The 23,144-nt window shown below is 61.3% G+C and carries 21 protein-coding genes; 13 read left to right on the top strand and 8 right to left on the bottom strand.

Annotation, left to right across the window (positions count from 1 at the left end; translation table 11 throughout):
• The first annotated feature begins 152 nt into the window (after positions 1–152).
• Positions 153–1,394 carry a glutamine synthetase family protein gene (locus M8Q45_RS17980; protein WP_249877348.1) on the top strand — a complete coding sequence of 414 codons (1,242 nt, stop codon included), beginning with the start codon at positions 153–155 and terminating at the stop codon, positions 1,392–1,394.
• 69 nt (positions 1,395–1,463) lie between these two features.
• On the top strand, positions 1,464–2,831 hold the full coding sequence (locus M8Q45_RS17975; RefSeq protein ID WP_249875817.1) for an MFS transporter: 1,368 nt from the start codon (positions 1,464–1,466) through the stop codon (positions 2,829–2,831).
• A 62-nt stretch (positions 2,832–2,893) separates the two neighbouring features.
• Here M8Q45_RS17975 and M8Q45_RS17970 read toward each other — a convergent pair whose 3' ends face one another.
• The 4 genes from M8Q45_RS17970 to flgA form a co-directional block, all read right to left on the bottom strand.
• A complete protein-coding gene (locus M8Q45_RS17970) occupies positions 2,894–3,640 on the bottom strand; it encodes a flagellar brake protein (protein ID WP_249875816.1) in 747 nt (248 codons plus the stop codon).
• A 92-nt stretch (positions 3,641–3,732) separates the two neighbouring features.
• Positions 3,733–4,200, bottom strand: a complete 468-nt coding sequence (locus tag M8Q45_RS17965; RefSeq protein WP_249875815.1) for a flagella synthesis protein FlgN — start codon at positions 4,198–4,200, stop codon at positions 3,733–3,735.
• A gap of 49 nt (positions 4,201–4,249) precedes the next feature.
• Complete coding sequence (gene flgM, locus M8Q45_RS17960) at positions 4,250–4,564, bottom strand: flagellar biosynthesis anti-sigma factor FlgM (RefSeq protein WP_030142438.1); 315 nt, start codon at positions 4,562–4,564, stop codon at positions 4,250–4,252.
• A gap of 161 nt (positions 4,565–4,725) precedes the next feature.
• Positions 4,726–5,490 (bottom strand): flagellar basal body P-ring formation chaperone FlgA, encoded by a 765-nt coding sequence (gene flgA / locus M8Q45_RS17955; protein WP_030142437.1) that lies wholly within the window; start codon positions 5,488–5,490, stop codon positions 4,726–4,728.
• A 77-nt stretch (positions 5,491–5,567) separates the two neighbouring features.
• Here flgA and M8Q45_RS17950 point away from each other — a divergent pair, with 77 nt between their 5' ends.
• From M8Q45_RS17950 to flgE, 6 genes are all read left to right on the top strand, one after another.
• Complete coding sequence (locus tag M8Q45_RS17950) at positions 5,568–6,494, top strand: chemotaxis protein CheV (protein ID WP_030142436.1); 927 nt, start codon at positions 5,568–5,570, stop codon at positions 6,492–6,494.
• Positions 6,495–6,550: 56 nt separating this feature from the next.
• Positions 6,551–7,378 carry a protein-glutamate O-methyltransferase CheR gene (gene cheR / locus M8Q45_RS17945; protein WP_030142435.1) on the top strand — a complete coding sequence of 276 codons (828 nt, stop codon included), beginning with the start codon at positions 6,551–6,553 and terminating at the stop codon, positions 7,376–7,378.
• Between the two features lie 357 nt (positions 7,379–7,735).
• The gene (flgB, locus tag M8Q45_RS17940; RefSeq protein WP_249875814.1) at positions 7,736–8,143 is read left to right on the top strand and encodes a flagellar basal body rod protein FlgB; all 408 of its coding nucleotides are present in this window, start codon (positions 7,736–7,738) and stop codon (positions 8,141–8,143) included.
• A gap of 3 nt (positions 8,144–8,146) precedes the next feature.
• The gene (gene flgC / locus M8Q45_RS17935; protein WP_030142433.1) at positions 8,147–8,590 is read left to right on the top strand and encodes a flagellar basal body rod protein FlgC; all 444 of its coding nucleotides are present in this window, start codon (positions 8,147–8,149) and stop codon (positions 8,588–8,590) included.
• A gap of 15 nt (positions 8,591–8,605) precedes the next feature.
• On the top strand, positions 8,606–9,328 hold the full coding sequence (gene flgD / locus M8Q45_RS17930; protein WP_249875813.1) for a flagellar hook assembly protein FlgD: 723 nt from the start codon (positions 8,606–8,608) through the stop codon (positions 9,326–9,328).
• Positions 9,329–9,356: 28 nt separating this feature from the next.
• The gene (flgE, locus tag M8Q45_RS17925) at positions 9,357–10,655 is read left to right on the top strand and encodes a flagellar hook protein FlgE (protein ID WP_249875812.1); all 1,299 of its coding nucleotides are present in this window, start codon (positions 9,357–9,359) and stop codon (positions 10,653–10,655) included.
• Positions 10,656–10,929: 274 nt separating this feature from the next.
• Here flgE and M8Q45_RS17920 read toward each other — a convergent pair whose 3' ends face one another.
• The gene (locus M8Q45_RS17920; RefSeq protein WP_181288529.1) at positions 10,930–13,821 is read right to left on the bottom strand and encodes a ribonucleoside-diphosphate reductase subunit alpha; all 2,892 of its coding nucleotides are present in this window, start codon (positions 13,819–13,821) and stop codon (positions 10,930–10,932) included.
• An 836-nt stretch (positions 13,822–14,657) separates the two neighbouring features.
• On the opposite strand from M8Q45_RS17920, the gene M8Q45_RS17915 reads away from it, so the two are divergent.
• Together M8Q45_RS17915 and M8Q45_RS17910 are read left to right on the top strand one after the other, a co-directional pair.
• A complete protein-coding gene (locus M8Q45_RS17915) occupies positions 14,658–15,380 on the top strand; it encodes a response regulator (RefSeq protein WP_249875811.1) in 723 nt (240 codons plus the stop codon).
• A complete protein-coding gene (locus M8Q45_RS17910; RefSeq protein ID WP_249875810.1) occupies positions 15,377–16,987 on the top strand; it encodes an ATP-binding protein in 1,611 nt (536 codons plus the stop codon). The genes M8Q45_RS17915 and M8Q45_RS17910 overlap by 4 nt, the downstream gene beginning before the upstream one ends.
• A gap of 118 nt (positions 16,988–17,105) precedes the next feature.
• On the opposite strand, the gene M8Q45_RS17905 is transcribed toward M8Q45_RS17910, so the two are convergent.
• Together M8Q45_RS17905 and M8Q45_RS17900 are read right to left on the bottom strand one after the other, a co-directional pair.
• Positions 17,106–17,831, bottom strand: a complete 726-nt coding sequence (locus M8Q45_RS17905) for a 4'-phosphopantetheinyl transferase family protein (RefSeq protein WP_249875809.1) — start codon at positions 17,829–17,831, stop codon at positions 17,106–17,108.
• Positions 17,832–18,007: 176 nt separating this feature from the next.
• A complete protein-coding gene (locus M8Q45_RS17900) occupies positions 18,008–18,796 on the bottom strand; it encodes a dienelactone hydrolase family protein (protein WP_249875808.1) in 789 nt (262 codons plus the stop codon).
• A gap of 142 nt (positions 18,797–18,938) precedes the next feature.
• On the opposite strand from M8Q45_RS17900, the gene M8Q45_RS17895 reads away from it, so the two are divergent.
• The 3 genes from M8Q45_RS17895 to M8Q45_RS17885 all read left to right on the top strand — a co-directional run bounded on the left by M8Q45_RS17895 (position 18,939) and on the right by M8Q45_RS17885 (position 21,716).
• On the top strand, positions 18,939–19,538 hold the full coding sequence (locus tag M8Q45_RS17895) for a membrane protein (RefSeq protein ID WP_030142425.1): 600 nt from the start codon (positions 18,939–18,941) through the stop codon (positions 19,536–19,538).
• A gap of 157 nt (positions 19,539–19,695) precedes the next feature.
• Positions 19,696–20,373, top strand: a complete 678-nt coding sequence (locus tag M8Q45_RS17890) for a response regulator (RefSeq protein ID WP_013694070.1) — start codon at positions 19,696–19,698, stop codon at positions 20,371–20,373.
• Entirely contained in the window at positions 20,370–21,716 is a 1,347-nt protein-coding gene (locus M8Q45_RS17885) for an ATP-binding protein (RefSeq protein ID WP_249875807.1), read from the top strand. Before M8Q45_RS17890 ends, M8Q45_RS17885 begins: the two co-directional genes overlap by 4 nt.
• Positions 21,717–21,902: 186 nt before the next feature.
• On the opposite strand, the gene M8Q45_RS17880 is transcribed toward M8Q45_RS17885, so the two are convergent.
• On the bottom strand, positions 21,903–22,901 hold the full coding sequence (locus tag M8Q45_RS17880) for an AraC family transcriptional regulator (protein ID WP_249875806.1): 999 nt from the start codon (positions 22,899–22,901) through the stop codon (positions 21,903–21,905).
• Between the last annotated feature and the right edge of the window lie 243 nt (positions 22,902–23,144).

Here is a 23,144-nt window from a genome sequence, read left to right as displayed (position 1 = left end):
TATTTTGTACGGGTTGCCGCTCGCGGCTCGCACATAACAAGGATTGCGTCATGACGACCGATGGCCAGTGTTCACTCGCGCAGCGATTGACGGGCATTGATGAGATTGAATGTGTCACGCCGGATTTGAATGGCGTGCCCAGGGGCAAGGTGATGAGCGCCGAAGGCTTCCTCGAGGGCCGGCGGTTACAACTGGCGCGAGGTGTGCTGCTTCAATGCATCATGGGCGGTTATCCGCCATCGCGCTTTTATGGCAGCGATGACGGCGACCTGGCGCTGGTGCCCGATCCGCAGCAGATTCATCGCTTGCCATGGAGCCATCCGCCCCGTGCCTTGGCGATTTGCGATGCCGACGAGCTCAGCGGCGAAAGCTCGCCACTTTCGACACGTGGCCAGCTCAAGGCAGTTGTCGCTCGATACGCTGCCCTCGGACTGGCGCCGGTGGTGGCGACGGAGCTGGAGTTCTTTGTGTTTGCGCCCAATGCGGACCCTACGCAGCCGTTCCGGCCGCCGGTGGGCCTGGATGGTCGTCGCGAAGACGGCCAGTCGGCGTTCAGTATCAGTTCCAATAACGGCTTGCGGCCGTTTTTCAACGAAGTCTACGAATGCATGGCGACGCTGGGGTTGCCGCGCGACACCTTCATGCATGAAATGGGCGTGAGCCAGTTCGAAATCAATCTGCTCCACGGCGACCCTGTGCTGCTGGCCGACCAGACGTTCCTGTTCAAGCACTTGCTCAAGGAAGTGGCCCTCAAGCATGGCCTGATTGTGGTTTGCATGGCCAAGCCGCTGGCGCAAACGCCGGGCAGTTCGATGCATATCCACCAGAGTGTCGTCGAGTTGGGCAGCGGTCGTAATGTATTCAGCGACGAGGCGGGCGAGCCAACGGCAGCGTTCCGTCACTTCATTGGCGGGCAGCAGGCCGGCATGGCCGATTTCACCGCGCTGTTCGCGCCAAACGTGAATTCCTACCAGCGCCTGTGCCATCCGTTCGCATCGCCAAACAATGCGTGCTGGTCCCATGACAATCGCTCGGCCGGGCTGCGCATTCCCGCCAGTTCACCGGTGGCCCGCCGTGTCGAGAACCGCTTGCCGGGGGCCGATGCCAACCCTTACCTGGCGATTGCCGCGAGTCTGGCGGCGGGGCTTTATGGGATCGAAAACCGGCTGGAACCGGGCGCAGCGATCCAGGGCGAGTTCGAGGTGCCGGATAATCTGTCCTTGCCATGTACCTTGCACGCTGCCCTTGAGCGTCTCAAGCGTAGCCATTTGGCGAAGGAACTGTTCGGGGCCGAGTTCATCGAAGGTTACATTGCGTCGAAGACCCTGGAACTGACCAGTTTCTTCGACGAGATCACGCCCTGGGAACGGCGTGTACTGGCGGCCCAGGCATAACGAACCCGTTGTATCAGGGCTATCTTCAAGGTAGCCCTCACTTACCTCAAGGAGCCGCTCGGAACGCCGATGCGCCAAATCTGGAAACCTTTTCGAGCGCTTTATTTCGCCTCGCTGATGATGCTCATCGGCTCGGGCCTCTTGAGTACCTACCTGGCGTTGCGCCTGGCTGCCGATCATGTCGACAGCCTGTGGGTCGGTGCGTTGATGGCCGCCAACTATTTCGGCCTGGTGCTGGGCGGCAAGATCGGCCATCGGCTGATCGCCCGTGTCGGGCATATTCGTGCCTATTCGGCGTGTGCCGGGATTGTCGGCGCGGCGGTGCTGGGCCATGGCTTGGTGGACTGGCTGCCGGCCTGGATCGTGCTGCGGATGATCGTCGGCCTGGGCATGATGTGCCAATACATGGTCATTGAAAGTTGGCTCAACGAGCAGGCTGATGCCAAGCAGCGCGGGGTGGTGTTCAGCGGCTACATGATCGCCTCGTACCTGGGGCTGGTGCTGGGCCAGTTGATCCTGGTCATGCACCCGGCCCTTGGGCTGGAGCTGCTGATGCTGGTGGCGTTGTGTTTTGCCCTGTGCCTGGTGCCCGTGGCATTGACCCGGCGGATTCACCCGGCGCCGCTGCATCCGGCGCCGATGGAGCCGCGTTTCTTTATCAAGCGCGTACCGCAATCGTTGACCACTGTGCTGGGCTCCGGGCTGATCGTCGGCTCCTTTTATGGCCTGGCACCGCTGTACGCCTCCCAGCAAGGGCTCACCACCGAACAGGTCGGTCTGTTCATGGGCTGCTGCATTTTTGCCGGGCTGTTGGTCCAGTGGCCGCTGGGCTGGCTATCGGATCGTTACGATCGTGCGTTGCTGATCCGCTGCTTTGCGCTGGCCCTGGCGGTCTGTGCGTTGCCGTTGGCTATCTTGTCGCAGGTGCCGCTGGAAGTATTGTTCGTTGCGGGGTTCTGCTGTTCGCTGGTGCAGTTCTGCCTGTATCCGCTGGCGGTGGCGTTTTCCAACGACCATGTCGAAGGCGATCGCCGGGTGTCGCTGACGGCGATGCTGCTGGTGACCTATGGCGTAGGCGCCAGCATCGGCCCATTGGTTGCCGGGGTGCTGATGAAGCTCTACGGCAGCCAGATGCTCTATGGCTTCTTCGCCCTGTTTGCGTTGGTCCTGGTGTGGCGGATCCGGCCGAAAGCGGTCACCAACCTGCACCAGGTCGACGATGCGCCGCTGCACCACGTGGCCATGCCGGACAACATGACCAGCTCGCCGCTCGTGGCGTGCCTCGATCCTCGGGTAGACGAGCAGGTGGTGCAGGACCAGATGCAGGCATCGCCCAATCCAGACGTCGAGCCCGAGCCGGAGCCGGAGTTGGAGCCAGTCACCGAAGGTGCGGACGACGAACCGCCATCCTCCGATTTCACCCAGGCCAGGCCTTGAGCCGGGCATAAAAAACGGGCAATCCTTGCAAGGGATTGCCCGTTTTTTATCGCCCGCGAAAATCAGAAGTCGTCTTTATCGAACCGACGGGCTTCACGTTGCAGCTGATACACGAAGCGTTCAACCTGGCGCTGCACCAGGCCGCTGATGTTGTGGAAGCGTACACCTGCGAACGTGGTATTGATCCGCTCTTCAAAATGCAGGTAGCGCAGTTCCACCGGCGCGGTCATGTTGCCGAATGGCAGGGCGGCGATGAAGCGTTCATAAACCTGGCCCAGTTGCAGCCGTTCGGTGATGTCGCCATCGAAGCGCAGCTTGCAGCCGGTGGCAGAGATATCCAGCAATTGGCCATTGACCGGTGATTTGAGCTTGTCGCCACCCAACTCCACGCTCACCAGTTGCGCCAGTTTCAACGCAGCCCGAAAGGCGTTGCGACGCTGGTGATACACCACTTCTTCGGGCAGGGCGCCGCGGTAGCAACGGCCGTCGTTGGAATCATCGATGGTCAGCGGGCCATTGCCTTCCCACGCGATACGCACGCCGTCATGGAAACCCTCGACACGAAACGGCTCGCCCGCCAGCAGGAAACGCTCGCCGTCCCGGGGGATCATTTCGTCCAGGGCGATGGTGTTTTTCTCGCGATCAACGTCCACCAGATAGCTCTGGAAGCGCTGGCTGCGCTCGTGGAAAGTAATGATCAGCGGATCGTGACTGTCTTGCAGCATCCGCAGGTTGCCGGAGATTTCCAGGGGCGTGGTAAGGACCTTCGGTGGCTGCGGAGCATCTTCCGCGTTTAAGGCATTGAACACGGTGGGTCAGTCTCCAAGCAAAATACGACTACAAAGAGCCAGCATTTTGCCAGCATGTTTCGCGCGTTGATAGTGCGCAGGCATCGTTCGCATCACGCCTGGCTGAGCGGACGGTGCTTGACCAGTTTCGCGGTCGATCCGCGAGCGTCATACAGCGTCGGGATTTCGCCGCCATTGAGGATGCGCAACTGATTGGCGGTGGCGGCCTGTTGCATTTGGATGGATTGGCCGTTTCGAGCGTTGGCGGCCTGGCATTGGCTGAGCAGGTCGTTGAGCGCTGCGCTTTGGGACAACAGCTGATCGCCAATCGACGATTGGCTGGCCAATTGTTCAAGGCCGTTATTGTCTGCGGGCAGGTTGAGGCTGGCGAGAATCTCGCTGCGCTTGCGGCCATGCTGGTCGAGCAAAATGATCAATGCCTGTTTCTGCGCCAGAATATTTTCCAGCAGGGGCATGTCCCGCCCATGGAGTGCCAGGGCTTCGGTCTGCAACAGCTCCAGCAATTGTTGCGCTGGAGCGAAGTCGTCGGTGATCAGTTGCAACAAATTAGTGTCGTGCATGGCTGGCCTTGGGTCTTGAGCGTCCAAAAGCCTGGCGCCGGCGGACGGCCTAGCGCTGGGCTTCGAAGTTGAGCAGCTTGCTGGCTACACGGTTGCTGTCGACTTGATAGCTGCCATCGGCGATTGCTGCTTTCAACGCGGCCACGCGGGCGTTGTCGACGACAGGTTGATCGCGCAGCTTGTCAGTGACCTTCTGCAACTGCTGAGCCTCATTGCTGAGGTGTACCGATTCCCCATTGCTGACAGTGGCGGCCTGTTCGGCTGGCTTGGATTTGCCGGTTTCGGCGGTTTCCTTGCTGGCGCTGGTACGCGCAGTCCCTGTCACAGGTGAGGAGCTGTTTAAACGATTGAAATCGATGACCATGGTAAAAAACCTCTGGGTATTTGGACGCTTGCCATGTTTTCGGCCATCCCCAAAAAAACTTTAGGCTCATTTTTCAATGAACGAGCGCACGTCTGCGCTTGCCTTTGCGTAAGGCACAGTCTAGGGAACACCGAGGTCAAGCGCCAGCCTGTCTACCCTCCTTACATAGCCACTTCCACCTGGCCAGGCGCCATCACTTGCGCCTTGATGACCCGCTGGGAGTTGAGGTTCTTCACCCGAATCTGTTCGCGCATGCCGCCGTTGGACAGGGCCTCGCCCGGCATCCGCACGGCTAATGTGCCACTGCGGGCGGTGATGACCACCTGGTCGCCCTTGCGAACCACTTCGGCCTGTTCCAGATGTACCTGCGTGATCACTTGGTCAGCGACCATTGGTCGGACAAGTTTCTGACCAATGGCTTCATCAACGGAAGTCAGGAAGCCCTGGCTGATCTGGCTGACGTCGCGTTCACGCAGCACCACGTCCTGGGGTTCGACAATCCCGGCGCGCTTGAGGGGGCGAGTGGTGGTGACAATTTCGCGATACAGGCGCACTTGAGCGGGCACGAACACTGTCCAGGGGGCCGCGCTGTCGCAACGAACCTTCACCGTGACGCGGCCCAGCGGCCTGGCCGGACTCTCCAGCGAGGCAGTCAATTCCTTGTCGCACATTGGCATCCGCAGGCGCGGGTCGAGCTGGTTGACTTCGATCTCGTAGCGACCTTCGGTTTGACTGGTTGCCAGATAGTCTTCTACGGTGAACTCAAGAAAGCCCTGAGTGACGCCGATAAGGAGATCAGGCAAGGTTACTTCAGCAGCACCGACGGCAGGACCGCCAGAAGCGAGCAGGCAGGCAGCCAGCAGTGCACCGAGCCAGTGGCGGCAGTGAGTGGTCAGGCGTCGAGAAAATGTCGTTTGTGCGTTCATGCCGGTTCAATAGCAAGCCCCGTGCCGTTTAGTGATGAATGCGCGACGGACACATTAGCGTGATTAGGAGTCAGGGCATGGCGGGAGTGATGGATTCGGTAAACCAGCGCACACAGCTGGTGGGTCAGAATCGCCTGGAGCTGTTGTTGTTCCGTCTCGATGGCCAACAGTTGTATGGAATTAACGTATTCAAGGTACGCGAAGTGCTGCAATGCCCTAAGCTGACCCTGATGCCCAAATCCAGTCCCGTCGTGTGCGGTGTGGCGAATATCCGGGGAGCGACGATCCCGATTCTCGACCTGGCGATGGCGACCGGTTCCGGTCGACTGCTGGATCAGAGCAATCCGTTTGTGATCATCACCGAGTACAACACCAAGACCCAAGGGTTCCTGGTGCGGTCGGTGGAGCGCATCGTTAACATGAACTGGGAAGAGATCCATCCGCCACCCAAGGGGACGGGGCGCGACCACTACCTCACGGCGGTGACGCGGGTCGACAACCAGTTGGTGGAGATCATCGACGTGGAGAAAATCCTCGCCGAAGTCGCGCCAACGCCGGAGACCATTTCCGTCGGCGTGGTGGATGCCGAGACGCAGCACAAGGCGGTTTCCCTGCGGGTGCTGACCGTCGATGATTCGTCGGTGGCACGCAAGCAGGTCACGCGTTGCCTGCAGACGGTCGGCGTCGAGGTGATCGCCCTGAATGACGGACGGCAAGCGCTGGATTACCTGCGCAACCTGGTCGACGAGGGCAAGCGGCCGGAAGAGGAGTTCCTGATGATGATCTCCGACATCGAGATGCCGGAGATGGACGGGTACACGCTGACGTCGGAGATCCGCAGCGACCCGCGCATGCAAAAACTGCACATCATCTTGCATACTTCGCTGTCCGGGGTATTCAACCAGGCGATGGTCAAGAAAGTCGGCGCCGATGACTTCCTGGCCAAGTTCCGGCCCGACGACCTGGCTTCCCGGGTCGTCGAGCGAATCAAGACAGCAGGCTAAAAAGGTCGGGCGCATTGTGCGCCCGGCAAGTCAACACAGTGAAAAGAGGCGGTATCTTGTCTACGGGTAATTTGGATTTCGAACAGTTCCGGGTCTTCCTGGAAAAAGCCTGTGGCATCTTGCTTGGTGAAAACAAGCAGTACCTGGTGTCGAGCCGTCTCAACAAAATGATGGAACAACAGGGCATCAAGTCATTGGGCGAGCTGGTCCAGCGTATCCAGAGCCAGCCGCGCAGTGGCTTGCGCGAAATGGTCGTGGACGCCATGACCACCAACGAAACCCTGTGGTTTCGTGACACTTATCCCTTCGAAGTGCTGAAGAACAAAGTATTGCCGGCGGCCATCAAGGCCAGCCCGGGCCAACGCTTGCGGATCTGGTCGGCGGCGTGTTCGTCGGGGCAGGAACCCTATTCGCTGTCGATGTCCATCGATGAGTTCGAGCGGACCAACCTCGGCCAACTGAAGGCGGGCGTGCAAATTGTCGCCACCGACCTGTCCGGGACCATGCTCAATAACTGCAAGACCGGCGAGTACGACAGCCTGGCCATTGGCCGTGGGTTGTCACCCGATCGCCTGCAGCGCTATTTCGACGCGAAAGGGCCGGGCAAGTGGGTGGTCAAGGCGCCCATCAAGAGCCGTGTGGAGTTCCGTTCGTTCAACTTGCTGGACAGCTACGCCAGCCTGGGCAAGTTCGACATCGTGTTCTGCCGCAACGTGCTGATCTACTTCTCCGCGGAAGTGAAGAAGGACATCCTGATGCGTATCCACAGCACCCTGAAGCCGGGTGGCTATCTGTTCCTGGGGGCGTCGGAAGCGTTGAACGGCTTGCCGGATCATTACCAGATGGTCCAGTGCAGCCCGGGGATCATTTACCAGGCGAAGTGATTCGTTCAGGTTGTCAAAAAAACGGGAGTCCCTTGGGGCTCCCGTTTTTTTTGCCTGCTGACAATCATTCACCACCGCCCCCTGTGGGAGCGAGCTTGCTCGCGATAGCGGCAGCCCATCCAAAATAGATGTAACTGACAGACCGCTATCGCGAGCAAGCTCGCTCCCACATTTTGATCTCCCTTTGCCAGGGTGAAAGCGGCAGAAAAGCGGCAGCCAGCGGAAGCCGATTGCCGCTTTTCTGGCATTGCCGCTTTGCCGATCCCCGCAAAGCCCCGGTTTACGGGCTCTTTAAAAGTGGCACGGCGCTTGCTAAAGCCATCGTACGTACATTCTGGTCACCCAAAGGTTTCCGACATGAGCATCAGCTTCGATAAAGCGCTCGGTATCCACGAACAGGCCCTGGGCTTCCGCGCCCAGCGTGCCGAAGTCCTGGCCAATAACATTGCCAACGCCGACACCCCGAACTACAAGGCGCGTGACCTGGACTTCTCCAAGGTCCTCGCCGAGCAGAACGAAAAAGCCAAGAACGGCCACTTCGCCTTGAACATGACCAACAGCCGTCATATCGAAGCCGAAGGCGTGGGCAGCGGCGACGAGTCGCTGATGTATCGCACACCGATGCAACCTTCGATCGACCAGAACACCGTGGACGCTCAACTGGAACAGTCCAATTACGCGGAGAACTCCGTGAACTTCCAGGCCAGCTTCACCCTGCTCAACAGTAAATTCAAAGGGCTGGTATCGGCCCTGCGTGGAGAGTAAGCCATGTCGATCGCGAGCGTTTTCAATATCGCCGGCAGTGCCATGAGTGCCCAGACCACTCGCCTGAACACCGTCGCCAGTAACATCGCCAACGCCGAGACCGTCTCGTCGAGCATCGACCAGACCTACCGCGCCCGTCATCCGGTGTTCGCCACCATGTTCCAGGGCGGCCAATCCACCGGCGGCGACTCGCTGTTCCAGGAACAGGACGCGGCCGGGCAGGGCGTGCAGGTGCTCGGCGTGGTCGAGGACCAGAGCAACCTCGAAGCCCGCTACGAGCCCAATCACCCGGCGGCCGACGCCAAGGGCTACGTCTACTACCCGAACGTCAACGTCGTTGAAGAAATGGCTGACATGATTTCCGCCAGTCGTTCTTTCCAGACCAACGCCGAAATGATGAACACCGCCAAAACCATGATGCAGAAGGTCCTGACCCTCGGTCAGTGATAAGGGGCGAGTCACATGAGCGTCACTAACACCACCGGCGGTTTGAGCCTCAACGAGATCCTCGCCAACTCTTCGGTCAAGACCAACACCACGACCGATGGCCTGGGCGCGGCAACCAGTGCGGCGACCGGCAAGAAGGAGCTGGGCAAGGATGCGTTCCTGCAACTGCTCGTGACCCAGCTGAAGAACCAGAACCCGCTGGAGCCCCAGGACAACGGCGAATTCGTGGCCCAATTGGCGCAGTTCAGCAGCCTGGAAGGCATCACCACGCTCAACCAGACCGTGAGTGGCATCGCCGGCAACTACAACTCGTCCCAGGCCCTGCAAGCTTCGTCCCTGGTCGGTCGCTCGGTCATCGCTCCGGGCGACAAGGCCGTGGTCGACACCTCCAAGAGCCTCAACGGCACGGTGGTGGTTCCGTCGGCGGTGTCGTCCCTCACGGTCAAGGTCATGGACAAGGATGGCAAGACCGTCCGCACCATCGACCTGGGCAGCCAGAAGGCCGGCAACTCGGCCTTCATCTGGGACGGCAAGAACGATGCGGGCACCACGGTTGAAGCGGGCACCTACACCTTCGCGGCCTCGACCACCATCGACGGCAAGGCCACGTCGCTGATCACCAACCTGCCGGCCACGGTCAGCAGCGTGACGATCAGCCAGACGGGCGGTGAGCTGATGCTCAACCTGGCCGGGCTGGGCAGCATTGCCCTGTCCAAAGTACAAACTATTGGTATGTAGAGCCGACTAACCGGCAAAAGGAGTCAACATGTCTTTCAACATCGGCCTTAGCGGTCTCTATGCAGCCAACAAACAGCTGGACGTGACCGGCAACAACATCGCCAACGTGGCGACCACCGGTTTCAAATCGTCCCGTGCGGAATTCGAAGACGTCTACTCGGCCACCAAGCTGGGCTCGGGCAGCAAGACCGTCGGCAACGGCGTGCGCCTGGCCAACGTTTCCCAGCAGTTCGGCCAGGGTGACGTGAACAACACTGGCAACGTGCTGGACATGGGTATCCAGGGCCAGGGCTTCTTTGTCCTGGATAACGACGGTTCGCTGAGCTACACCCGTGCCGGTACCTTCAAGACCGACAAGGAAGGCTTCATCACCAACAGCGATGGCACTGCACGCCTGCAAGGCTACGGCGTCGACGCCAACGGCAAGATCCTCAACGGTATCCTGACCGACCTGCGCATCGACACCTCGAACCTGCCGCCGCAAGCCACCAGCCTGGTTTCGTCGACCATCAACCTGAACTCGACGGCGACCCCGATCACCGCCGCGTTCAACCCGGCCGATACCGCCACCTTTACCAAGCAGTTCACCACGCCGATCTACGACACCCAGGGTAACCAGCACTCCATGGACCAGTACATGGTCAAGACTGCCGGCAACACCTGGAATGTCTATACCTTGATCGACGGTCGTAACCTGAACGGCAGCTTGCCGACCACGACCGGTGCCACCGCGCCAGTCCCTTCGACCATGAACTTCGATTCGAGCGGCAAGCTGACCTCGGTCACCACGCCGCCAGCGACGGTCAATAGCGACCTGGTACTGACCGGCTGGGTTCCTGGCACCGTGACCAACGGAACCTGGACTGCCAACGGCGCCGCCAGCGCGCCGACCATCACGATTTCCATGGGCAACACCACTCAGTTCAACGCCGACACCGCACGGTCGATTCCGGCCCAGAACGGCTACGCCACCGGCCAGATCACCAACCTGACCATCGATGGCAGCGGTGTATTGCTGGCGAACTTCAGCAACAACGAAACCAAGCCGATCGGCCAGATCGCCCTGGCCAGCTTCACCAACGAGCAAGGGCTGCAGCCAATAGGCGGCACCAGTTGGAAGGAAACCTTCGCCTCGGGTATCCCGGGCTACGATGCTCCGCAAACCGGCACCCTGGGTTCGATCGTCTCCAACTCCCTGGAAGAGTCCAACGTCAACCTGACCAACGAACTGGTCGAGCTGATCAAGGCGCAAAGCAACTACCAGGCGAACGCCAAGACCATCTCCACCCAGAGCACCATCATGCAGACCATCATTCAGATGACCTGATATCGATGGTTGCTTGAACGCTGCACAAGGAGCCCCTCCAAAGAGGGGCTTTTTTATGAGCTTCAGTTTTGTATTGCCTGGACCGGCCTCATCGCGAGCAAGCTCGCTCCCACACTGGATTTTCGGCGTTCACAAATCCTTGTGGGAGCGAGCTTGCTCGCGATGGGGCCGGCACAGGCGCCGACTTTCCTCCAGGCAAAAGAAAACCCCCGATAAACCAGCGGTCTATCGGGGGCTTCTTCAGCAGGCGCCTTTACACGCCCACCCGCTCAGCTTATTGGCAAGCTTCGCAATCCGGCTCGTCGATCGCGCAAGCCTTTGGCACGGGTGCCGGGCCGGCTGGCGCAGCCAGGACCGAATCGTCACCGTGGTTGCCGCCGCTGGAAACCGCGTTCAGCTTGCCGGTGTTGATGGTCGACTTCTCGGTGCTGGTGGCGGCCAGGGCACGGAGGTAGTAGGTGGTTTTCAGGCCACGGTACCAAGCCATGCGGTAGGTCACGTCCAGCTTCTTGCCCGAGGCGCCGGCGATGTACAGGTTCAGCGACTGAGCCTGGTCGATCCACTTCTGGCGACGGCTGGCAGCGTCGACGATCCACTTGGTGTCCACTTCGAACGCGGTGGCATAGAGCTCTTTGAGTTCTTGCGGGATGCGCTCGATCTGCTGCACCGAACCGTCGTAGTACTTCAGGTCGTTGATCATGACCGAGTCCCACAGGCCGCGGGCCTTGAGGTCGCGGACCAGGTACGGGTTGATCACGGTGAATTCGCCCGACAGGTTCGATTTCACGTACAGGTTCTGGTAGGTCGGTTCGATCGACTGCGACACGCCAGTGATGTTGGCGATGGTGGCGGTCGGTGCGATGGCCATGATGTTCGAGTTGCGGATGCCTTTCTGCACACGGGCACGAACCGGTGCCCAGTCCAGGGTTTCCTTCAGGTCGACGTCGATGTACTTCTCGCCACGCTGGGCGATCAGGATCTGTTGCGAGTCCAGCGGCAGGACGCCCTTGGACCACAGCGAACCCTGGAACGTCTCGTACGCACCGCGCTCGTCGGCCAGGTCGCAGGAAGCCTGGATCGCGTAGTAGCTGACCGCTTCCATGGACTTGTCGGCGAACTCGACCGCAGCGTCCGAACCGTACGGGATGTGCTGCAGGTACAGCGCGTCCTGGAAGCCCATGATGCCCAGGCCGACCGGACGGTGCTTGAAGTTCGAGTTCTTCGCTTGCGGCACCGAGTAGTAGTTGATGTCGATCACGTTGTCGAGCATGCGCACGGCGGTGTTCACGGTGCGTTGCAGCTTGGCGGTGTCCAGCTTGCCGTCGACGATGTGGTTCGGCAGGTTGATCGAGCCCAGGTTGCAGACCGCGATCTCGTCCTTGTTGGTGTTCAGGGTGATCTCGGTGCACAGGTTCGAACTGTGGACCACGCCCACGTGCTGCTGCGGGCTGCGCAGGTTGCACGGGTCCTTGAAGGTCAGCCATGGGTGGCCGGTCTCGAACAGCATCGACAGCATCTTGCGCCACAGGTCTTTGGCCTGGACGACTTTGAACAGCTTGATCTTGTTGTACTCGGTCAGGGCTTCGTAGTACTCGTAGCGCTCTTCGAAGGCCTTGCCGGTCAGGTCGTGCAGGTCCGGCACTTCGGACGGCGAGAACAGGGTCCACTTGCCGTCATCGAAGACGCGCTTCATGAACAGGTCAGGGATCCAGTTGGCAGTGTTCATGTCGTGGGTACGACGACGGTCATCACCGGTGTTCTTGCGCAGCTCGATGAACTCTTCGATGTCCATGTGCCAGGTTTCCAGGTAGGCACAGACCGCGCCCTTGCGCTTGCCGCCCTGGTTGACCGCGACGGCGGTGTCGTTGACCACTTTGAGGAACGGCACGACACCCTGGGATTTGCCGTTGGTGCCCTTGATGTACGAGCCCAATGCACGAACCGGGGTCCAGTCGTTGCCCAGGCCACCGGCGAATTTCGACAGCATGGCGTTGTCGTGGATCGCGCCGTAGATGCCCGACAGGTCATCTGGAACGGTGGTCAGGTAGCAGCTCGACAGCTGCGGACGCAGGGTGCCGGCGTTGAACAGCGTTGGCGTCGAGGCCATGTAGTCGAAGGACGACAACAGGTTGTAGAACTCGATCGCACGGTCTTCACGCTGTTTCTCTTCGATCGCCAGGCCCATGGCCACGCGCATGAAGAAGACCTGCGGCAGTTCGAAGCGCACGCCATCCTTGTGGATGAAGTAACGGTCGTACAGGGTCTGCAGGCCCAGGTAGGTGAACTGCTGGTCGCGCTCGTGGTTGATCGCCTTGCCGAGTTTTTCCAGGTCGAATTCGGCCAGGACAGGGTTCAGCAATTCGTACTCGATACCCTTGGCAACGTAGGCCGGCAGGGCCTTGGCGTACAGGTCGGCCATTTCGTGGTGGGTCGCGCTCTCGGCGACTTCCAGGAAGCTCAGGCCTTCGGCGCGCAGGGTGTCCATCAGCAGGCGGGCGGTGACGAACGAGTAGTTCGGCTCGCGTTCCACGAGGGTCCGCGCGGTCATCACCAGCGCGGTGTTGACGTCCTTGAGGGCAACGCCGTCATAGAGGTTCTTCAGGGTTTCGCGCTGGATCAGGTCGCCATCGACTTCTTCCAGGCCTTCGCAGGCCTCGGTGACGATGGTGTTCAGGCGGCCCATGTCCAGCGGCGCGAGGCTGCCGTCGGCGCGTGCGATGCGGATCGAGGGGTGGGCCTGGACCGGGGCGTCGGCTGGGGTGCGGGTGGCACGTTCCTTGGCGCGGGAGTCACGGTAGATCACGTAGTCGCGAGCGACTTTCTGCTCGCCGGCACGCATCAGGGCCAGTTCGACCTGGTCCTGGATTTCTTCGATGTGGATGGTGCCGCCCGACGGCATGCGACGCTTGAAGGTCGCGGTGACCTGCTCGGTCAGGCGGGCCACGGTGTCGTGGATTCGCGACGAAGCGGCAGCGGTGCCGCCCTCAACTGCGAGGAACGCTTTGGTGATGGCGACGGTGATCTTGTCATCGGTGTAGGGAACGACAGTGCCGTTACGCTTGATCACGCGCAGTTGGCCCGGCGCGGTGGCGGACAGATCCGGGCTCGAATCGGCGGCCAGCGGCGCGGTGCCCTGCGGGTTCTCGCGAGTTGTGTCGGTGTGCATGGGTGTCTCCACGTTCTCTATGTTTATTTGGGCACCATCACGGTGCCCACCGTTCCGTCCTGAAGCACTACAACCGACTGGCGCCGGGTATAACAACTTCGGGACAGTAGGACGCGGGCCACGGGCACCGCCTCCATCCGAAGTTCTTGGGTAACGAGCCTGGGCTCGAAACCGGGTTTGCCAGGGTGGCAGCAAGGCGCTGCAACACCCGTACCGTTCCGGTCGTTTTCGACCGTTCGAAACGGTTGCCATCCGCAGGGGCGGTCTGGACTTGGAAAACTGCGGTGTTGCAGAAGGACAGAGGCAAGAAAAGCGCTTGAATTCTCTGTCCGACTTGTGTTTGGTTTTTGGCCTGAAACCCTACATGTAGGGTTTTTTGCGCGGCGGGCTACAAGATAATGCGTTTTTGGGCGTGAATCAACGTGCTACCTGTGGATAAGCCTGTGCGTAATTTGTGTGCGAAACGTGGAACTGCTCTGTAGGCCGCGACCTAGCTGGAGCGAGCCTTTTTTCGATGTTTTTGACGACTCGAAAACAGCCCGAGGTTTTTTGCGGGCGCGGACGTTACCACACAAATCCAGCCCGACCGAACGCATTTGTCCGCTTGTTTTCTGCGAAGGTGGCGTTTATACAATCGGCCGGTGCATGGGCGTGTTTATCCTCCTCTTTCCATATGACAAAAGATGGAGGGGCGGTAGTCATTGTGGGAGCGAGCTTGCTCGCGATAGCGGATTCACATCCACATTTTTGTCGGCTGATACACCGCCATCGCGAGCAAGCTCGCTCCCACAGGGTTTGCGTTTTCCTTTATACCCACAAAAAGAAGAGGCCCCCCAGTGGAACAAGAAGCCTGGCAGATATTGATCGTCGAGGATGACCAGCGTCTCGCCGAGCTGACGCGCGAATACCTGGAAAGCAACGGCCTGCGCGTCGCCATCGAAGGCAACGGCGCGGTGGCGGCGCAGCGGATCATCGACGAGCAGCCGGACCTGGTCATTCTCGACCTGATGCTGCCCGGCGAGGACGGCCTGAGCATTTGCCGCAAAGTGCGCGAGCGCTACGACGGACCGATCCTGATGCTGACGGCGCGTACCGACGACAGCGACCAGATCCAGGGCTTGGACCTGGGGGCTGATGACTATGTCTGCAAGCCCGTGCGCCCGCGCCTGCTGCTGGCGCGCATCCAGGCCCTGCTGCGGCGCAGCGAACCGGAACCTGCCGTGCCACCGAAGCAGAGGCGCCTGGAGTTCGGTCCGTTGGTGGTGGACGACGCCTTGCGCGAAGCCTGGCTGCAGGGCAACGGCATCGAGCTGACGAGCGCCGAGTTCGATTTGCTCTGGCTGCTGGTCTCCAATGCCGGGCGCATCCTGTCCCGCGAGGAGATCTTCACTGCCCTGCGCGGTATCGGCTACGACGGCCAGGACCGCTCCATCGACGTGCGCATCTCGCGCATCCGTCCCAAGATCGGCGACGACCCCGACCACCCGCGCTTGATCAAGACCATCCGCAGCAAAGGCTACCTGTTCGTCCCCGAAGCTTGCGTAGACGCCGCTCCGTGAATTCGATCTTCCTGCGTATCTACGGCGGCATGTGCGCGGCACTGGTGTTGGTGGCGGTGCTTGGCGTACTGGCGCTGCACCAGCTCAACCAGACGCGCGGCGAGCAGTACCGCGAGCGCCTGGCCCACGGTACGTTTTCCTTGATGGCCGATAATTTGCGGCCGATGAATGACACCGAGCGTCGTCGGGCCCTGGCAGTGTGGGCGCGCCTGCTGGGCATCCCGCTGGAACTGCAGGTGCTCAGCCAGGCGGACCTCGACCTGGGCCAGCGCACCCGCGTCTTGCGCGGGCAGGTCCTGGTGGAGCAGACCGGGCCCCATGCGGCGAAGGTCTATCGGCTGGTCAGCGATGGCGAGCAACTGACGCTGGTCGGCGAAGTTCGCCAGATCAGCGAGCAACTGGCTCGGGCGACGATCTACCTGCTGGCCGACGAGCTGGTGCGTTACCCGGTGGCCGAGCAGCCCGAACGGCTGGCGCAGATCAAGCGCGACAAGGGCTTCGGTTTCGAGCTGAGCTTGATGACCGTCGACCAGGCGGACATGGACGAAGACCAGCGCCGTCGAGTCTCCGAGGGCGATACGGTGATGGCGCTGGGCAAGGGCGGTGACTCGATCCGGGTGTTCGCCGGGATGGTCGGCACCCCATGGGTCCTGGAAATCGGCCCGCTGTACCAGATGAATCCTTACCCGCCCGAATGGCTGGTGCTGATCGCGGCGTTGGGGTTGAGCCTGATCGGCCTGATCGTCTATCTGCTGGTGCGCCAGTTGGAACGACGTTTGCGCGGCCTGGAGTCAGCCGCCACACAGATCGCCCAGGGCAGCCTGGAAACCCGCGTCCCGGCGCGCGGCGCCGACTCGGTGGGGCGGCTGGCCTCGGCGTTCAATGGCATGGCCGAGCATCTGCAGCAATTGCTGGCGATCCAGCGGGAGCTGGTGCGTGCGGTGTCCCACGAATTGCGCACGCCGGTGGCGCGCCTGCGGTTCGGCCTGGAAATGCTCGGCAGCGCCAGCACGCCCCAGGCTCGGGACAAATACCTGGCCGGCATGGACCACGACATCGAGGACCTCGACCGGCTGGTGGATGAAATGCTGACGTATGCGCGTCTGGAGCAGGGCTCACCGGCGTTGAATTTCCAGCGATTGGACCTGGACGCGTTGGTCAACCAAGTCATCGAAGAATTGGGCCCCCTGCGGGCCGGGGTTACCGTGGAGCGTGGCCTGTGCCTGTCCGCAGCCGATTGCGACGGCGCCTGGGTCGAGGCCGAGCCGAGATTCCTGCATCGCGCCCTGCAGAACCTGGTGGGCAACGCGATGCGCCACGCCAAATCCCGGGTGACGGTGAGTTACCAGGTGGGCCAGTTGCGCTGCCGGATCGATGTCGAGGATGACGGACCGGGCGTGCCGGAGGCGGCCTGGGAGCGAGTCTTCAAGCCGTTCCTGCGCCTGGACGACAGCCGCGCGCGCGCCTCGGGTGGCCATGGATTGGGGCTGTCGATCGTGCGGCGGATCATTCACTGGCATGATGGCCGGGCCTTGATCGGCAAGAGCAAAAGCCTGGGCGGGGCGTGTTTCAGCTTGAGTTGGCCGAGGCATCAGGATCGGTCCTGAAAGGTGCAGCGCCTGTGCCTGCGTTTTCGCGAGCAGGCTCGCTCCCACATTTTGAAAATCCATATCATCTGTGGAAGCGGGCTTGCCCGCGAAGGCGGCATTCCAGGCAATACAAATCTCAGGCCTCGATTCCCACCAGGCTCAACAACTGCCCATCCTTCACCCCAAACTGCCCTTGCAACTCACTGCCATGACGCCATTCGGGCGACAGGTCGGTCAGCAGCCGCAGGCGCACTTGCCCACCGTGGGACCATTCCAGCACCTCGGCATGTTCGAAATAGAAACGCTTCCCGACGATTGGGTAGAGCGCCTTGAACAGGCTTTCCTTGACGGAAAAGGTCAGAGTCACCAGCAGTGCCCGGTCATCCCGCGAGAGGGATGCCATGCGCAGCAGTTCGGCGGGCGTGAGGATTTCCCCGGCCAGGCGCTCGGCGCGCTCCGGGTCGAGCAGGTTTTCCAGGTCCATGCCCAAGCCTTGCCAACGCTTTTTCTGCGCGACGATGGCCGCTGCCCGGCCGGTGCTGTGGGTGATCGAACCGCTGACATGGGCTGGCCAGACCGGAGCGCGGTCTTCGCCGATGGCAGGGATACAGGTGATCCCATCAAGCCGATGCAAGGCCGCCCGGGCGCAGATCCGCCCGGCGAGGAATTCCGCCTGGCGCTTGGCCACCGAGCGCTGGATGCTTTCCGGCTTTTCGATGGCGCTGCCAGGGAAATCAGCCGCGACGAGCAGCAGCGGATCGAAGCGAGTACTGAACAGCACCGTATCGGGCAAGGCGTCGGGCAGCAGCCAACGTTCATCCAGAGGCGAGCAGCAGGCGGGCAGGGCGGGGAGTGGGTTCATGCCCGGCATTTTGCCGGGTTGGCTTGAGGCTGGGTAGTGGGAAGACACGATGTGTCGGAGGATAGCTTTTGTGGCGAGGGAGCTTGCTCCCGCTGGGCCGGTCAGCGGCCCCAGGATTTTGCGGTTGCTGCGCAACCGAGCGGGAGCAAGCTCCCTCGCCACAGGAACGGTAAGGATCAGAAAATCTTCTTGAAGAACTTCTGCATGTCCGCCCAGGACTTCTGATCGGCTTCCTTGTTGTAGCCAATGTCCGGACCGCCATGTTCGCCGTGGCTCAAACGGTCGGCGTCGGGGTTGCTGAAGCCGTGCTTGGCGCCTTCGAGGCTGACGAACTTATAGTCGGCGCCAGCCTTGTCCATCTCGCTCTTGAACGCGGTGACGTTGTCTTTGGTGACCATGCTGTCCAGCGCGCCGTGCTCCACCAGGATCTTGGCCTTGACGCTGCCAGGAGTGGCCGGCGTGTTGGTGACCAGGGCGCCGTGGAAACTCACCACGCCAGCCAGCGGCACGCCTTGGCGCGCTGCGTCCAGCACTACCTTGCCACCGAAGCAGTAGCCGATGGCGGCGAGTTTGTCCGGATCGGTCTGGGGTTGTTTCTTCAGGAGGTCGAGCCCGGCCTGGAAGCGTGCGCTGGCTGCCTGGCTGTCCTTGAGCGCTGCCTGCATGAACGCCATGGCGTCCTTGGGATGCTCGGTGTTCTTGCCGTCGCCGTACATGTCGATGGCCAGGGCGCTGTAGCCAAGACCGGCGAGGTCACGGGCGCGGCGCTTGGAATAATCGTTCAGCCCCCACCATTCATGCACCACCACCACGCCCGGGCGCGGGCCCTTGACCGCGTCGTCGTAGGCGTAATAGCCGATCAGCTTCGTGCCGTCGGCACTGGTGTAGGGAATCTCCTGGGTCTGGATGGCGGCGTGGCTGGCGCCGCTCAAGGCCAGAAGTACAACAGCAAGCAACCTGCGCATGATCGATCTCCTTAAAAAGTGGTGCACACAGACTAGCCGATTCATTCAGCCGAGGTTCAGAGAACGTTCAAGGGGTGTTCAGGGAGCGATGGCTATCGTGGCTGCGACTTCACACAACCATTGCTTCACAAGGAACTTGATCATGACTGCTATGAAAAAACTGTTGCTGGCATTCACTGTACTGGGCGCCAGCGCCATGGCCCACGCCGATGACAACTTCGCCAGCCTGACCCTCGGCCAGACCAGCGACAAGGTCAAGAAATCCAACGCCCTGGACCAGAACCTGAACCATCCGAACGCCGACGGCGCGATCGCCAAGGACACCACCTACGGCCTGCGCCTGGGTCGGCAGAATGATCAAGGTCGCTACTACGCCACCTACGACAACGTATCGGGCAGCCACAACGGCATCAAGCTGCGCCAGGAAAACCTGTTGGGCAGCTATGACCTGTTCTATCCGGTTACCAGCAGCACCAAGCTGTTCGGCGGTGGCACGGCGGGCCTGACCAAATTGACCCAGGACTCGCCAGGCTTCAGCCGCGACACCGACATCGGCTACGCGGTGGGCTTGCAAGGCGGTGTCCTGCAACAGATTTCACAAAACACCTCGGTGGAACTGGGGTACCGTTACCTGCGCAGCAATGCCAGCACCGAGATGAGTCCGCACGGTGGCGCCAAGGTTGGCTCGTTGGACCTGACCAGCAGCGCCCAGACCTATCTGTCGGCGAACTACACCTTCTAGGCTTTGTACGAAAAGTGCCTGCGCGATGATCATGCTGCGTTGAAAACAGGCTCGGAATGCTCATTTACCACCCGTAAAGTCGAGCGCGACCCCGAGCGTTCCTCGCCTGTTTTCGCCTTGTTTGACATGGCTGTTCTGAATCGCCTGGGAGAGGCCCATGAAACTATTGGTTGTCGAAGACGAAGCGCTGTTGCGTCATCACCTGCAAACCCGGCTCACCGACAGCGGCCATGTGGTGCAGGCCGTGGCCAATGCCGAGGAGGCCCTGTATCAGGTCCGCGAATTCAATCATGACCTGGCGGTGATCGACCTCGGCTTGCCAGGCATCAGCGGCCTGGAGTTGATTCGCCGGCTGCGCTCACAGGACAAGACGTTCCCGATCCTGATCCTCACCGCCCGCGGCAACTGGCAGGACAAGGTCGAAGGCCTTGCCGCCGGGGCGGACGACTATGTGGTCAAGCCCTTCCAATTCGAAGAGCTGGAGGCCCGGCTCAATGCCTTGCTGCGACGTTCCAGTGGCTTCACCCAGTCGACCATCGTCGCCGGGCCATTGCTGCTGGACCTCAACCGCAAGCAGGCGTCCCTCGGCGAAGAACCCCTCGCATTGACGGCCTATGAATACCGCATCCTTGAATACCTGATGCGCCACCATCAGCAGGTGGTCGCCAAGGACCGCTTGATGGAGCAACTGTACCCGGATGACGACGAGCGCGATCCCAATGTCATCGAGGTATTGGTGGGCCGCTTGCGCCGCAAACTGGAGGCCCCGGCCGGCTTCAAGCCGATCGACACCGTGCGGGGCCTGGGTTATCTGTTCAACGAGCGCTGCCAGTGATTCGTTCGCTGCGACTGCGCTTGATGCTGGCCGCCATGACCCTGGCGGCGCTGTTCATGCTGGCCTTGTTGCCGGCGATGCAGGGGGCGTTCAGCCTGGCCCTGCAGGAATCCATCGAACAACGCCTGGCCTCGGATGTGACCACGCTGATTTCCGCCGCCCGGGTGGAAAATGGTCGATTGAAGATGCCAGCGCAACTGCCGGATGAGCGCTTCAACCTCGCCGATGCCCGACTGCTGGGCTACATCTATGATCGCGACGGCAACCTGGTCTGGCGCTCGAAGGCGACCCAGGAAGAACACATCAACTACGCGCCGCGTTATGACGGCCAAGGCAACCAGTTCGCGCGTATCCGCGAGGACAACGGCCAGGAATTCTTCGTCTATGACGTCGAGGTCAAGCTGCTCGGCGGCCAGAGCGCGGCGTTCAGTATCGTCACCTTGCAGCCGGTGCGTGATTACGAACTGACCTTGCAAGGGCTGCGGGACAATCTCTACCTTGGCTTTGGTGCAGCCTTGGTGGTGCTGCTGGCGCTGTTGTGGATCGGCCTGACCTGGGGGTTGCGCGCCCTGCGGCGCCTGAGCCAGGAACTGGACGAAATCGAAGCGGGTACCCGGGAAAGCCTGAGTGCGGCACACCCTCGGGAGCTGTTGCGCCTGACGGGCTCGCTTAACCGGTTGTTGCACAGTGAGCGGGAACAGCGTAGCCGCTACCGCGATTCCCTCGATGACCTGGCCCACAGCCTGAAAACCCCGCTGGCCGTGTTGCAGGGCGTCAGCGAAGACATGGCCCGGCGCCCGCAGGACCGTGGGCAGGCTTGGGTGCTGCAGACCCAGATCGAACGCATGAGCCAGCAGATCGGCTACCAATTGCAACGGGCCAGCCTGCGCAAAAGCGGGCTGGTGCGCCACCAGGTGCGTCTGCGCCCGGTCCTGCAGAGCCTGTGCGACACCCTCGACAAGGTCTATCGCGACAAGCGCGTCCAGGTCCATTTCGATTTGCCGGAGCACTGCCAGGTGCCGATTGAACAGGGCGCCCTGCTGGAGATGCTTGGCAACCTGCTGGAAAACGCCTATCGGCTGTGCCTGGGTGAAGTGCGGGTCAGCGTGCACCAGACCCTCGGCGGTACGGAGTTGAGCGTCGAGGACGATGGCCCAGGCGTACCGCCGGACCAGCGTGCGCGGATTCTCCAGCGAGGCGAACGGTTGGATCGCCAGCATCCGGGGCAGGGGATCGGGCTGGCGGTGGTCAAGGACATCATCGAGAGCTATGGCGCGCGTTTGACCTTGGGGGATTCGGAATTGGGCGGGGCGGCGTTCCGGATTCTGTTTCCGGTGGTTTGACTGGAATATTTCCAGTGTTTTTTACGGGCCCCTGTGGCGAGGGGATTTATCCCCGCTGGGCTGCGAAGCGGCCCCCTGCATTCTGTCTGACACACCACCGCCACCCATTTGGGGCTACTGCGTAGCCCAGCGGGGATAAATCCCCTCGCCACAGGGCAGCACACCACAGAAGTGGGATATCCCCCATCAGTTTTCCAACTCCCGATAAGCCCCCGGCGTCACCCCCGTCCACTTCTTGAACGCCCGATGAAACGCCGACGGCTCCGAGAACCCGAGCTGCTCGGCAATCTGCTGCAACGACAGATCCGCCCGTCCCAAATGGTAGATGGCGATATCCCGCCGCAGTTGATCCTTGAGCTCCTGGAAGCTGGTGCCTTCTTCGCGTAGGTGCCGGCGCAGCGTCTGGGAACTGATGTGCAGATGCGCGGCGACGGTGTCCAGGTCGGGCCAGTGCGCCGTGTCGCGGCTGAGCAGGCGGCGCAGTTGGCTGCTCAGGCTGCGGCCATCATCCGGGCGCGAGAGCAGGTCGGCAGGTGAGCGCTCGAGAAAATGCTTGAGCGTTCGCTCGTCCTGGAGCAGCGGCATGTCCAGGTAGCGCCCGTGAAACAACAGGCTGGTCCGTCGAGCCTCGAATACCAGCGGGCAGGGGAACAGCAGGTCGTATTCCGCGCCGTGGGCAGGCTTGGCATAGCTGAAGGTCGCCTGCTCCAGGCCGATTCGCTGGCCGATCAGCCAACTGCCGAGGCGATGCCAGATGACCAGCAGGCTTTCTGTCAGGAAATGATCGGGATCGCGCAGCGTCGACTCATCCAGGCTCAACCGGACCCGTTCTCCTTCGGTGTCCAGTACCAGGCTCGGTGCATCGGGAAACAGGCTGTAGAAGAGCAGGCCGCGTTGCAGGGCTTTGCCCAGGGTCCGACAGTGGATCAACGTGTGACACATCATGGCAAACGTCCCGGGTTTACTCGCGGCCCGGCCAAATCCGAGGAATTCATCCTCCAGATCCGCCCATAGCGCCTGCAACAGCCGGGCGAACTGCTCCGGGGCGATTCGCGCTCGCGGTTCGTCGAGCAGTTCCGGGCTGATGCCCAATTGTTGCAGCAGGGGAAAGTAGTCAAACCCGTGCCGGCGCGCGCCGCCCAGGGCTGCGCGGGCGAAGTGGCTGGCGATCGTGCGTTGGCGCATGGCTCAAATCCGTCCGTTAAGCCGGCGATGGTAGCAGGGCGTCCGGGCTGGACAAGGCGGATATCCGCCAAATCCAGGAGTGAGAAACGGCGTCTTGGCGGAAATCCGCCATCCTTCTTCGCCTGTTTAACCGACGACGAATAAACAAAAGCGTTCTGCAACGGGGGTTGTAGGGCATTTCCTCAAAATGGCACGGGCCTTGCGATGCCCTGTGCAGGTCTGCCGCGTGCAGCCGACAAAACA

It is taken from the genome of Pseudomonas sp. T1.Ur, from assembly GCF_023516725.1.
Lineage (GTDB): Bacteria > Pseudomonadota > Gammaproteobacteria > Pseudomonadales > Pseudomonadaceae > Aquipseudomonas > Aquipseudomonas alvandae.
The sequence above is the reverse complement of the archived record's forward strand: the minus strand, read 5'-3'. Positions and strand labels throughout refer to the sequence as shown.